A 13,219-nucleotide genomic window follows, 5' to 3' on the forward strand; every position below is an offset into this window, starting at 1 on the left:
TTGTTGTTGTAACGGAATCAGTGGAAAACCGCCCCTTCACCGTCATCACTGACGGCAAATGCGGATGGCAGAACGGCCAGCCGGTTAACCATCAGAACTGAGTGCATCGGTGCAATCAGCTGCTCTGCCTGATACAGATCTTCCAGCAGAATGCAGGTGGCATCGATAGAATCCAGTCCGACAATAATCGCCACCGGACTGCCTGCCAGTGTATTGAGCGATACCAGATCACCGATTTCCAGTTCTTCGCGCTCGGTTAAAACATCATCACCCAGCCATTCATCCAACGGCCTCGGTGTACGAAAACGCCGCAGCGCAACCAGTTGCACAATGCCCTGTATCACATCATCGTTCAGATCCAGTTCAATGTCCGGACTGTCATCGGTATCGATTACCCGATCGACCAGGTCGAGGAATAATTCACTGTCTTCGTCCGACCAGCGTAAATCGCGTACAGCAGACCCTGCGCTACTGGCAGGAAAACTGACATCGGTGGGGAATTCGGTCGCCTGACCAGGTTCAGAAGCGGGCATCAGCAGGCTGACGGCGTCAATCCCCTGCTGATCTGTGTGGCTGATACGCCAGAATAACGGTTGCATCTCTGCATTCATCCGAATCACTCCTTAGTTGAAAACACAATCAGGTAGCTGAAAACGGGCTCCTTTGCCGATGACCTGTTTTCTGTATATCAGCGCAGCCAGCCAGAAACAAGTCCGCCGTCATTGCTGATCGCTCGCTTTCTGATACCTGAATGGTAATATCAGCCGCATTCATGCCTCTTTCAGGGACTATCAACGGGAAATATTATGACGTCTATCGCGAAGATAACCGTAACCGCACTGAGCCTGCTGGCACTGGGTGGATGCGCCACCCCGATTGCCAATTACGAAGCCATCAGCCAAAGCGCCAAACGTGATGCCGCACTGGCTGATGAGTCCGCCGCCCGGACTATCCAGCACGCGCAGTCAAAAATAGAACTGGGCGATACAGAGCAGCTGGCTTTTTATGCTCCACGCCATCTGAAGCTGGCGCAAGAACAGCTGTTAGAAGCTCAGGAAATGCACACCAGTGGCGAACCGGACGGCGTGGTAAAAACTGTCGCCATGACGTCGATCAAAACCCTGGAAGCCGGACTGGATACCAAACGAAACATCCTGAAATTGCTGAAGCCGTCGCTCGATCACCGTCAGGTATTGCTGGAGATCAAAGCCGATCAGTTTTTCCCCACCGACTTCGCCGGACTGGAGCAAACCCTGCGCCAGCTGATCGATCTGATGGAAGACAGCCAGACCATCAAAGTGACCAAAGGCCAGAAACAACTGCTGGCACGTATGCATCAGGTAGAAGTGAATACCATTGAATACATCCAGCTGAAACCGGTGAAAGATCACCTGGCGCGCATTGATGCCCGCAATGGCTCTTCCGTTGCTCCGATCAGCTGGCAAACCGCTCAGAAAGCACTGCAGCAGGCCCAGGCGCTGATCGCCAAAACGCCACGTGCCAAAGGTGCCATCGCCAAAGCCACCGTCGCGGCGACACGCGCAGCGCAGCATGCTGAAGTGATCACGAATCTGAGTAATGAAATTGCGGATGCCAGTGGTGACAGTGCAGAAGCCATTGCACTGCGTACGGAACGCTGGTTGTACCGCATCAGTGTGGCGCTGAAACACGACGACATCCGCCATCAGCCGCTGGCTGATCAGGCCGCGGAATACGCCGCTGCTATCGAAGCGATTATGCGTAATCAATAACCGTCTGGACCCTGGCCGGTTAATCCCGGACCACCAGAGAGTCACGACTCCGGTGGTCCGAAAAGTAGCAATCATCCCCCCTGACACCGTATAATACCGCGCTTTTTCGGCAGTCTGGTGCTTCGGCGAACCAGACGCCGACGATCAGACCATACACCACAGATTCCAGATGACAGAGCAGGCTATGACAGCAAAGGCGAAAAAGCTTTTTATCAAAACCCACGGTTGCCAGATGAACGAGTACGACTCCGCTCGGATGGCGGATATGCTGGGTGAAAGCCATGAGATGGAACTGACGGATAACCCGGAAGAAGCAGATGTGATTCTGCTCAATACCTGCTCGATCCGTGAAAAAGCCCAGGAAAAAGTTTTCCACGAACTGGGCCGCTGGCGTGGACTGAAAGACAGCAATCCGGACCTGAAAATTGGTGTCGGTGGCTGTGTCGCCTCCCAGGAAGGTGATGCCATCATGAAACGGGCGCCGTTTGTCGACATGGTATTCGGCCCACAAACCCTGCACCGTTTGCCGGATATGGTGAATCAGGCGGATAACGCCATCAAAATTGTTGACGTTACCTTCCCCGAAATCGAAAAATTCGATCACCTGCCACAACCCAAGGTAGACGGTTGTTCGGCATTTGTTTCCATCATGGAAGGCTGCTCAAAATATTGTACCTTCTGTGTGGTGCCGTACACCCGTGGTGAAGAAGTCAGCCGGCCGCTGAACGACGTACTGAAAGAAGTCCAGTCGCTGGCTGATCAGGGGGTACGAGAAGTGAACCTGCTGGGTCAGAACGTCAACGCCTACCGTGGCGATACCAGTGACGGTGATATTGCCGACCTGGCTGAACTGATCACTCAGGTGGCTGAGATTGACGGTATTGACCGCATTCGTTACACCACCTCTCACCCGGTGGAATTCAGTGACAGCCTGATTGACGTCTATGCCGAAGTGCCGGAACTGGTCAGTCACATTCACCTGCCGGTACAGAGTGGTTCAAACCGTATTCTGGCGGCGATGAAACGTGGTCACGAAATCGATATGTACATTGATAAAATCGAGCGCCTGAAACAGATTCGTCCCGATATATCCATCTCTTCGGACTTTATTATCGGCTTCCCGGGTGAAACCCAGGAAGATTTTGAAGACACCATGAAACTGATCGAACAGATCGGCTTTGATACCTCCTTCAGCTTTGTCTACAGCGCCCGTCCCGGTACACCGGCTGCAGAACTGGAGGATGACACCCCCGAAACACTGAAAAAAGAACGGCTGCGCATTCTGCAGGCCCGTATTGTGCAATTTGCACAACAAATCAGCCGCCGCATGGTCGGCAATGAAGAAACCATTCTGGTTACCGGCGTGTCGAAGAAAGACCCGGGCGAATTACAGGGCCGTACCGAAAACAACCGGGTGGTAAATTTCCGTCACGACGACCACTCTCTGATCGGGAAATTTGTTAAAGTAAAAATTGAAGACGCCTACCCGAACAGCTTACGTGGCCTGGTGTTAAATCCTGAGCTGGCCTATTGATACGGTCAGCCAAGTCTTAAAAAGAGGCAACAGAGACACTTTTGACTACCGATACATCGTTGCATGAATCACAAGCCGCCGGTCAGGCACCGGCGCGCGCCCAACACAGCACCAGTTTTACCCTGGAACCCGATGATGCGTTACGCCTCGCTAACCTGTGTGGCCACCTCGACAGCCACATTCGCCAGATTGCTGATCACTTTCAGCTGACTATCTACAATCGTGGTGCCCGCTTTAAACTGGAAGGCAGCGCCAAAGCCAGCAAACGGGCTGCTCACCTGATTCAGCGCTTGTATAAAGAAACCCACAACGGCACCGACATAACCCCGGACCTGATTCATCTGTTGTTACAGGAAGACGCTGCGGAAACGGCCTATGCACGCGCCAAAAAAGGTCAGGAAAGCGGTGTCATCAAAACACCACAAGCCCTGATTAAACCGCGTGGTCCCCATCAGCTGGAATATCTCGAACGGGTACGCCAGTTCGATATTAACTTTGGTATTGGCCCTGCCGGTACCGGCAAGACCTTCCTCGCGGTAGCTGCGGCCGTAGAAGCGCTGATGCGCGATGAGGTCAAACGCATACTGCTGGTGCGCCCGGCGGTAGAAGCCGGCGAGAAACTCGGCTTCCTGCCGGGTGACCTGGCGCAGAAAATTGACCCGTACCTGCGTCCACTGTACGACGCGCTGTACGAAATGCTGGGCTTCGAGCAGGTTGCCAAACTGATGGAGCGCAATGTCATTGAGGTTGCACCTCTGGCGTATATGCGTGGCCGTACACTGAGCCACTCGTTTGTCATCCTCGACGAAAGCCAGAACACCACCAAAGAGCAGATGAAAATGTTCCTCACCCGGGTAGGTTTCGGCTCCAAAGCCGTGATCACCGGCGACGTTACTCAGGTGGACCTGCCAAGAGGCGTGTACTCTGGTCTGAAGCATGGCCTCAGTGTGCTCGATGGCGTTGAAGGCATCGGCATCACCCGCTTTAACAATCAGGATGTGGTGCGTCACCCTCTGGTGCAAAAAATTGTTGATGCTTACGACAAACACGACGAGCAGGAAAAACAACACCAACGAGAACAACACCAACGAGAACAACAGCAGCGAGAACGCCGTCAACAGGACGACCGCCATGAATCATGAAATGGACCTGTTTGTTGATCTGCAGATCGCAGACGCAATCGCCGGCCATAACAATCTGCCCGACGAAAGCGATTTCCAGCAATGGGCAGAAGCGGCCTTAGCCGGGCGCTGTCGTTTCGATGAGCCTGAGCTGACGATCCGGCTGGTTGATAACCACGAAAGCCAGCAGCTGAACCATGAATATCGCGGTAAAGACAAACCCACCAATGTTTTATCTTTTCCGTTTGAAGCCCCGCCAGAAGTACCGTTACCCCTGCTTGGCGATCTGATCATCGCCGTCGCAGTCGTAGAGCGGGAAGCCATCGAGCAACACAAAACCCCTCGTGCTCACTGGGCGCATATGGTAGTGCATGGCTGCTTGCATTTATTAGGGTACGACCATATAAAGGACGACGAAGCCGAGGTGATGGAAAATCTGGAGCGTGACATCCTGGCCAGCCTGGGATTTAACGACCCCTACTCCGAAGAGAACGTATGAGCGAAGACCGATCGAGCAGCCAGCAGAAAAGCTGGCTGGAAAAATTTACCGACTTGTTTTCTGACGACCCTCAAAGCCGTCAGGATATTAAAGAAATTGTCCGCGAGGCGGCCCAGCGCAGCATCGTCGACAACGAAACCCTGGCCATTCTGGAAGGCGCTCTGCAGGTATCGGAAATGCAGGTGCGGGATATTATGATTCCGCGTTCGCAGATGATTTCCATCAACCTGAACGACTCCATCAAAGATTACCTGCCACGTATCATCGAATCCGCCCACTCCCGTTTCCCGGTTATGGGCGACGATCAGGACGAAGTACTGGGCATCCTACTGGCAAAAGATCTGCTGCCACTCATTCTTAACGATAACCGTGAAGACTTCCGTCTGAAGGGAGTACTGCGGCCAACCACTTTTGTACCGGAAAGCAAACGTCTTAACGTCCTGCTGCAGGAGTTCCGCGCCACCCGCAATCACATGGCGATTGTCGTGGACGAATTTGGCGGCGTTGCCGGTCTGGTTACCATTGAAGATGTACTGGAGCAGATCGTTGGCGAAATCGAAGATGAACACGATTTCGACGAAGACGACAGCATGATCAAGGAAGTGGAAGACGGCATTACCATGGTCAAAGCACTGACCCCGATCGATGATTTTAATCAGCATTTCCAAAGCCGTTTTGCCGATCAGGATTTCGATACCATCGGGGGGATTGTGGTGCATCATTTTGGCCGGGTACCGGAATGTAACGAAAGCATTCAGATCGACCAGTGGACCTTTAAAGTGGTTAACGGTACCAGCCGCCAGATCAATCTGCTGGAAGTGACCGCCGTCGCCGACATTAACTGAAACCCTGCGGTGGTGTATGTCACAGCTGTTTACCTACCTTCATACCGGCCAGAGCCAGCAACGCTGGCTCAGCCCACTTCTTTTATGGCTCGCCGGCGCGTTATTTCCTGTTGCGCTGGCGCCATTGCTATGGTGGCCGGTGGGGTTACTCAGTATTGCCGTATTCGTCCACGCCATCTGGCACAGCCAATCGGTTAAACAGGCCTTCTGGCGAACCTGGTGGTTCAGTTTCGGCAAATTTGCCACCGGTGTGTCCTGGATTTACGTCAGCATGCACGATCACGGTGGAACGCCTGCCATCCTGGCAACCTTGCTGGTCGGCTTATTCGCCGCTTTCCTGGCGACCTTTCCAGCCAGCTGGTTTGCCTTACGTCAGAAAGTGTTTGGCCAGCATCTGGCCTGGCTTACCATTGCCGTCTTCTGGTTTCTGCACGAATGGTTCCGCAGCTGGTTTATGACCGGTTTTCCCTGGCTGTTTGCCGGCGATGCCCATCTCTTCAGCTGGCTGGCCGGCTGGGCTCCGGTGATTGGCAGCTACGGTATTTCCCTGATTGTGGTGCTCAGCCTGAGTGCCACTTATCAGGCCTGGCAAACCCGGCAACCAGCTTATCTGCTGGTACTGCTACTTTGGCCAGCTGGCTGGTTATTGCAGCAACAGGAATGGACAGAAGCCACCGGCGAGCTGAAAGTCGCCGCCGTACAGGGCAACATTCCTCAAGACAGAAAGTGGTTACCGGAAATGGTCACCCCAACCATCGAGCAATATTACAGCGCCACCCGGGAACACTGGGATGCCGATCTGGTATTGTGGCCGGAAACAGCCGTAACCATGTTACTGGATCAGTTCCAGCCGTATCTCGATGCTTTTTCACGTGAGGCACAGAAACACCACACCACTCTGATAACCGGCGTACCCTATCGTTATCCACGGGGTACAGAACTGGCCGGCGAATACCACAACAGTGTGGTCGCCAGTGGTAATGGCGAAGGGATTTACCATAAACAACAGCTGGTCCCGTTTGGTGAATTTGTACCATTGGAAGATCAGATCCGCGGCCTGATTCCATTCTTTGACTTACAGATGTCGAGCTTTTTACACGGCCGGCCGGATCAACCGTTACTAAAAGTCAGCCAGCGGCGTGATAATCAGGATCAGCTCTACCTGATCGCCCCTTATATCTGTTATGAAATTGCTTACCCACAACTGGTCAGCCAGATGGCACGCCAGGCCGACCTGTTAATTACCGTCAGTAATGATGCCTGGTTTGGTGATTCTCTCGGCCCCAAACAACATATGGCACTGGCCCAGATGCGGGCACTGGAAACCGGCCGCTTCCTGTTACGCGCAACCAACACCGGAATTACGGCGCTGGTGAATCATAAAGGTGAAATTATCACCCGCCTGGCAACAGAACAGCGTGCCACCCTGACGGGGAGTGCAGAAATGCGTCAGGGCCAGACGCCTTACATGCGTTTCGGGCTCTGGCCGCTATGGCTGTTCAGCGGATTGGTTTTATCAGTGGCCGGCGTTCAGGTGGTGCGTCGGGGCCGGCCAGCACCTGTTGCCAACTTCTGATATTCCGGCCGTTCTGTAGCGGAGAACTCGCCAGTCGGGGCCCGGCCGGAATACTGCGCAAGTGCTCATAAAGTGGCTGAGTCAGTTGTTCGATATAGTGCAGATATTCATTGATCAGAGCATCCAGGTCACCTTCCAGCTTGCGTGAACGCATCATAATGCCAACCTGAAACGACAGATGTTTTTTTACATCAATCAACTCAAACAGTTTTTCGGTTAACAACAAACGAATGCGACGCGAACTGTTAGTGGAAGCCTGCAACACCTGATTGCCGGTCGCGGCCATCAGTTCCTCGATAATTTCCACTTCCATACGTGCCAGTTCCCGGGTATCAGCTCCCTGCTCCACCGCCTGATACATGGTTTGTACCATGCTCAGCATACGATCATCCCGCACCGGGCTACGCCCTTCTTCTGCTGCCCGTAAGCGTTTTTCCAGTGCCAGTTTTACCGCGGTAGGAATAGCACGGTTAAATAATTCCAGGCCGGACAACAAAAAGCTACCACCCAGTTCCAGTTCAGGAATACGGTACAGGTTATCGAGGAAATCCAGCCCCATATCGGTGTGCATATCACACACCCGGATACCGGAACCCTGTACACTGTGCACGGCATTCATACGCCCCAAAGTACGCAAAGCCATGCGTAATGAGGTACGATCAACCGATAACAGTTCAGCCAGCTGCCGTTCAGGCGGCAGTTTATCGCCAGCGCGCAGCTCGCCGGTAAAAATAAAGGCAAGGAGCAGATCTGCGATCTGATCCGGCAATGTTTTCGCCATTGTTGTTATTCTTCATAATAGTGAGATATGCCCTTTCAGTCTCGCCAAATTCAGACGTTAAGGCAAGCTGTCTTTTACAGACTGACAATAAATCGTAAAGATGCAGGCATCATCAGCCTGAAGCGGCAAAAAACTGGATTTTTTCAGAACTAACGTACTACAAAATCAAGAGATAATGAGTCTTGTATGGCCAGATTATTATTCCGCCTGAATGGGGTCGGAGAAGATGAAGCACAGCAAATACGGCAATTGCTGGAACAACATGAGGTTGCCTTTTATGAGACCCATGCCGGGCGCTGGGGAATTTCACTGGCTGCCATCTGGCTGCGCCATGATGACGAATTTGATGCCGTGCGGCAGTTGATTCTGGACAGCCAGCAACAACGCCGGATTCAGTTACGCCAAGAATTTGAAGAAAAACTTCGCAACGGCGAGATCCCGGACTGGCGCCAGCGTTTAGTCGAACGCCCGGTCGATTTCATCGCAGTTGCGTTTGCCATCAGTGCAATTCTGGCCATCATGTTATGGCCGTTTTTAACCATCTTTGACTAAGCCTGTTAACCGGCCTTAGTCAGCTCAGCCGTTGCCGGATAATATCCAGTATCGGCTGATTGGCTTCCGGGAAGCGGTAGTCGGATAACTCGTGTACTTTTACCCAACGCACTTGTTGCCCTTCGGCGCCATGGGCCAATAAGGCATCATTAATACCCACCGCGACCCAATAGACATCCAGAAACACCTTTTTATCGGGGTATTCAAACGGAATCTGCAGCAATTCACTCATCTGGCTTTCCGATGCCGGTAACGCTACCTCTTCATCCAGTTCACGCACCAGCGCGGCAGTCACCGTTTCACCCGACTCTACTTTACCACCGGGGAACTCCCATAAACCGCCCTGATGTTTGTCATCAGGGCGTTTGGCGATCAGCACTTCAGCATCATTAACCACTGCCACAGCAACAGCCACGTGTACTTCTTTCATCATTCAACCTTTATGAACGATAGTCGGCGTTAATGGATACATAGTCGTGTGACAAATCCGTCGTCCATAAAGTCTCGCAGATGTCGCCGCGACCTAACTGAATACGAATGGCAAATTCACTCTGAGCAAACACCGCAGCACCCGCGGCTTCGGTATAGCTGTCACAGCGACCGCCGTTTTCGACAATCTGTACCTGGTCCAGGAAAATCTGCACCCGGTCCAGATCGAAGTCCTTAACACCACTACGACCCACTGCTGCCAGGATACGCCCCCAGTTGGCATCGGAGGCAAACAGTGCGGTTTTGACCAGCGGAGAATGTGCCACCGTGTATGCAACATCGAGTGCTTCCTGCTGGCTCGCGGCAGAGGACACCTCAACGGTTACAAATTTGGTTGCGCCTTCACCATCACGCACAATCGCCTGAGCCAGCTTCTGAAAGGCCTCTTTTAACAAGGCAAACAGTTGTTGCGCCTCTTCAGCGGCAGCATCGTTAATCTCCAGCCCGGACTGGCCGGTGGCAATTAACAGACACGAATCGTTGGTCGAAGTATCACCATCGATGGTGATGCGGTTAAATGAGGCATCGGCCAGCAGCTTACACCAGGATTGCAGAACCGGTTGTGCAACCGCCGCATCGGTGGCAATAAAGCCCAGCATGGTTGCCATATTAGGCATAATCATACCGGCCCCTTTGGAGATACCGGTTACCGTGGTGTTAATGCCGGCAATCGGCTGCTGACGACTGTAACCTTTAGGCAAGGTATCCGTGGTCATAATACCGGTTGCCGCACGAGCCCAGTTATCATCGGCTAAATCCGCAAAGGCCGCCGGAATTCCCTGTTCAAACGCCGGCATATTTAACGGCTCACCAATCACGCCGGTGGAAAACGGCAGTACTTCAACCGGTTCACAACCGGTTGTACGGCTAACCAGCTCACAACTGGTAACGGCATTCCGATAACCCTGCGGGCCGGTCCCGGCATTGGCATTACCGGTATTGATCAGCAGATAGCGCGGAGCTGCGTCTGCCAGATGTTGCTTGCAAATACTCACCGGCGCAGCGCAGAAGGCATTCTGAGTAAACACACCGGCTGTTGTGCTGCCTTCAGCCAGTTCAAACAACACCATGTCATCGCGGTTCGGGTAACGTACTCCGGCCTTAGCAACCCCCATACGGATGCCGGCAACAGCAGAAAAATCACTGAACACTTCAAAATTAACGGCCATCATTTGCCTCTTATAAACGAAAATATGCAGCCAGCGGCTGCATATTATTATCTCACCAGGGCTGCCATCGCAGCCACCTTTATTCCGCAGTGTTTCAGCTCAGTTTGCCGTGACAATGCTTATACTTTTTACCAGAACCACATGGACAGGCATCGTTACGACCAACTTTCTGGCCGTCGCGCACAAAAGGTTGTGCCGCTTCTTCATCGGCCACTTCAGCCTGATCATCCGACCCCATAGCCACTGCGGAATCGTGCTGATAACTGGCAGCTTTAGCCTGAGCTTCAGCCTGGGCACGACGCTGCTCCTCCATTTCACGTACCTCTTCTTCTTCGCGCACTTTGACGTGCGACAGAATACGAATGGTATCGTGCTTAATGTTCTTCAGCAGTTCCTGGAACAAGCCAAACGATTCACGCTTGTATTCCTGTTTCGGGTTTTTCTGACCGTAACCGCGCAGATGGATGCCCTGGCGCAGGTGATCCATCGTCGCCAGGTGTTCTTTCCATAAATTATCGAGAATCTGCAGCATGACCTGCTTCTCGAAGGTGCGGATCGGATCTGAGCCCACCACCGCTTCTTTTTCTTCATAGGCTTTCTGAATATGTTCCAGAATACGTTCACGCAGCGGCTCTTCGTATAATTTTGCTTCATCATCCAGCCATTGCTGCAGCGGCAGTTCAATCGCAAATTCCGCTTTCAGATGAGCTTCCAGGCCTGCGATATCCCACTGCTCTGCCAGGCTTTGCGGAGGAATATAACTGTCGATGGCTTCCGAAACGACGTCTTTACGAATGGTGGTGATGATGTCTGAAATATCATCCATCGCCATCAGGTCGTTACGCTGCTCGTAAATCACCCGGCGCTGATCGTTGGCAACATCATCGTATTCCAGCAGCTGCTTACGAATATCGAAGTTACGGCCTTCAACCTTACGCTGGGCTTTTTCCACAGCATTGGTCACCATCTTATGCTCGATCGACTCACCATCTTTCATCCCCAGCGCCTGCATCATCGAACGCATACGCTCGGACATAAAGATGCGCATGAGGTTGTCTTCCAGAGACAGGAAGAAACGGGTAGAACCCGCATCACCCTGACGACCAGCACGACCACGTAACTGGTTATCGATACGCCGCGACTCATGGCGTTCGGTACCAATGATATGCAAACCACCGGCTTCCAGAATCGCATCATGACGGCTTTGCCAGTCTGAACGGATTTTGTCGATCTCACTGTTCGACGGGTTATCCAGCTCGGCAACCTCCGCTTCCCAGTTACCGCCTAACATGATGTCGGTACCCCGACCGGCCATATTGGTCGCAATCGTAACTGCTCCCGGACGACCAGCCTGGGCAATAATTTCCGCTTCGCGCTCATTTTCTTTAGCGTTCAGTACGTTGTGCGGAACCTTGGCTTTTTTCAGTACCTGAGAAATATACTCTGATGACTCAATTGACGCCGTACCCACCAGTACCGGGCGTTGCTGAGCAATGATCTCACGGATTTCTTCAACCACTGCGTCGTACTTTTCACGCTGCGTAGCATAGATAACGTCGTTGTAATCGATCCGCTGTACGGCTTTATTGGTCGGGATTACCACCACATCCAGCGCATAAATCTGATGAAACTCGAACGCTTCAGTGTCAGCGGTACCCGTCATACCGGATAATTTATTGTACAGACGGAAATAGTTCTGGAAGGTAGTCGATGCCAGCGTCTGACTTTCAGCCTGAATCTGTACACCTTCTTTGGCTTCTACCGCCTGGTGTAAACCTTCACTCCAGCGCCGACCCGGCATAGTACGGCCAGTGTGTTCGTCGACGATCACAATCTGACCTTGCTGCACGATATAATCGACGTTTTTCTGATAGATCGCATGGGCTTTCAGTGCTGCATGCACATGGTGCAACAGATTCAGATTGCCGGCCGCGTACAGGCTTTCTCCTTCTTTCAGAATACCGGCTTCGGTCAGCAGCTCCTCAACAAATTCATGGCCTTCTTCGGTCAGTTCAATGGAGCGTTGTTTTTCATCAACAATGTAGTGACCGCTGGCTATCGCCTCACCACCATCGTCATTCTCTTCGCCTTTTTCCAGCCGTGGAATCAGCAGGTTAATCGCTTTGTACAGCTCAGAGCTGTCTTCCGCAGGGCCGGAAATAATCAGCGGCGTACGCGCTTCATCGATCAGAATGGAGTCTACTTCATCGACAATGGCAAAATTGAGTTCACGCTGTGCTTTGTCTTCCAGCGAAAACGCCATATTGTCGCGCAGGTAATCAAAACCAAATTCGTTATTGGTGCCATACACCACATCGGCCTGATAGGACTCGCGTTTTTCCAGTGCATTCTGCCCCGGAACCACGATACCCACCGTCAGACCAAGGAATTCAAACAATGGCCGGTTCCACTCTGCATCCCGGCGAGCCAGATAATCATTGACGGTCACAATATGAACGCCCTTACCCGACAATGCATTCAGGTAACTGGGCAAAGTTCCGACCAGAGTTTTACCTTCACCGGTACGCATTTCTGCAATACGCCCTTCGTGCAGGGTAATACCACCGATCAGCTGTACGTCAAAGTGGCGCATCTCCATCACCCGTACACTGGCCTCACGGCATACCGCGAAGGCTTCTGGCAGCAGCTGATCAAGGCTTTCACCGTCGCTGTAACGCTGTTTGAATTCTGCCGTTTTGGCTTTTAGGTCAGCGTCTGATAAGGCCTTCAGGCCCTCTTCTAATTCATTGATCTGAGCAACAATTTTGCCCATGCGCTTGAGTTCGCGGCTGTTTTTACTGCCGAAGACTTTACGAAACAGGTTACCGATCATGGTTTTATGATTATCCGAAACTAAAATAACTGGCGCTGGGCCCTAAGTGGTGCTACTAAGCAGTGCTAA

At 52.4% G+C, this 13,219-nt stretch carries 12 protein-coding genes; 7 read left to right on the forward strand and 5 right to left on the reverse strand.

Annotation, left to right across the window (positions count from 1 at the left end; translation table 11 throughout):
* Positions 1–17 precede the first annotated feature (17 nt).
* Positions 18–611, reverse strand: a complete 594-nt coding sequence (locus ACFOMG_RS13585; protein WP_376867350.1) for a hypothetical protein — start codon at positions 609–611, stop codon at positions 18–20.
* A 195-nt stretch (positions 612–806) separates the two neighbouring features.
* Here ACFOMG_RS13585 and ACFOMG_RS13590 point away from each other — a divergent pair, with 195 nt between their 5' ends.
* From ACFOMG_RS13590 to lnt, 6 genes are all read left to right on the forward strand, one after another.
* Positions 807–1,751: a hypothetical protein gene (locus ACFOMG_RS13590; protein ID WP_376867352.1), complete on the forward strand. Its 945-nt coding sequence runs from the start codon at positions 807–809 to the stop codon at positions 1,749–1,751.
* A gap of 184 nt (positions 1,752–1,935) precedes the next feature.
* Positions 1,936–3,285: a tRNA (N6-isopentenyl adenosine(37)-C2)-methylthiotransferase MiaB gene (gene miaB, locus ACFOMG_RS13595; protein ID WP_376867353.1), complete on the forward strand. Its 1,350-nt coding sequence runs from the start codon at positions 1,936–1,938 to the stop codon at positions 3,283–3,285.
* A gap of 41 nt (positions 3,286–3,326) precedes the next feature.
* Positions 3,327–4,427, forward strand: a complete 1,101-nt coding sequence (locus tag ACFOMG_RS13600; RefSeq protein WP_376867356.1) for a PhoH family protein — start codon at positions 3,327–3,329, stop codon at positions 4,425–4,427.
* The gene (gene ybeY, locus ACFOMG_RS13605) at positions 4,417–4,905 is read left to right on the forward strand and encodes an rRNA maturation RNase YbeY (protein ID WP_376867358.1); all 489 of its coding nucleotides are present in this window, start codon (positions 4,417–4,419) and stop codon (positions 4,903–4,905) included. The genes ACFOMG_RS13600 and ybeY overlap by 11 nt, the downstream gene beginning before the upstream one ends.
* Positions 4,902–5,750, forward strand: a complete 849-nt coding sequence (locus ACFOMG_RS13610) for an HlyC/CorC family transporter (RefSeq protein WP_376867360.1) — start codon at positions 4,902–4,904, stop codon at positions 5,748–5,750. The genes ybeY and ACFOMG_RS13610 overlap by 4 nt, the downstream gene beginning before the upstream one ends.
* A gap of 16 nt (positions 5,751–5,766) precedes the next feature.
* Positions 5,767–7,326 carry an apolipoprotein N-acyltransferase gene (gene lnt / locus ACFOMG_RS13615; RefSeq protein ID WP_376867361.1) on the forward strand — a complete coding sequence of 520 codons (1,560 nt, stop codon included), beginning with the start codon at positions 5,767–5,769 and terminating at the stop codon, positions 7,324–7,326.
* On the opposite strand, the gene ACFOMG_RS13620 is transcribed toward lnt, so the two are convergent.
* Entirely contained in the window at positions 7,250–8,107 is an 858-nt protein-coding gene (locus tag ACFOMG_RS13620; protein ID WP_376867363.1) for a FadR/GntR family transcriptional regulator, read from the reverse strand. The two genes, lnt and ACFOMG_RS13620, sit on opposite strands and share 77 nt — an antisense overlap.
* A gap of 186 nt (positions 8,108–8,293) precedes the next feature.
* Between ACFOMG_RS13620 and ACFOMG_RS13625 the strand changes: the two genes are divergently transcribed.
* Positions 8,294–8,659, forward strand: a complete 366-nt coding sequence (locus tag ACFOMG_RS13625) for a DUF6164 family protein (protein WP_376867365.1) — start codon at positions 8,294–8,296, stop codon at positions 8,657–8,659.
* Between the two features lie 19 nt (positions 8,660–8,678).
* Here the strand turns inward: ACFOMG_RS13625 and mutT are convergent, their stop codons facing one another.
* The 3 genes from mutT to secA all read right to left on the reverse strand — a co-directional run bounded on the left by mutT (position 8,679) and on the right by secA (position 13,150).
* Positions 8,679–9,092 carry an 8-oxo-dGTP diphosphatase MutT gene (gene mutT / locus ACFOMG_RS13630; RefSeq protein WP_376867367.1) on the reverse strand — a complete coding sequence of 138 codons (414 nt, stop codon included), beginning with the start codon at positions 9,090–9,092 and terminating at the stop codon, positions 8,679–8,681.
* Between the two features lie 7 nt (positions 9,093–9,099).
* Entirely contained in the window at positions 9,100–10,317 is a 1,218-nt protein-coding gene (gene argJ, locus ACFOMG_RS13635; RefSeq protein WP_376867499.1) for a bifunctional glutamate N-acetyltransferase/amino-acid acetyltransferase ArgJ, read from the reverse strand.
* A 94-nt stretch (positions 10,318–10,411) separates the two neighbouring features.
* Positions 10,412–13,150 carry a preprotein translocase subunit SecA gene (gene secA, locus ACFOMG_RS13640; protein WP_376867368.1) on the reverse strand — a complete coding sequence of 913 codons (2,739 nt, stop codon included), beginning with the start codon at positions 13,148–13,150 and terminating at the stop codon, positions 10,412–10,414.
* Positions 13,151–13,219: the final 69 nt, after the last annotated feature.

Source organism: Bacterioplanoides pacificum, from assembly GCF_042648445.1.
In the GTDB taxonomy this organism is placed as follows: domain Bacteria; phylum Pseudomonadota; class Gammaproteobacteria; order Pseudomonadales; family Oceanobacteraceae; genus Bacterioplanoides; species Bacterioplanoides pacificum.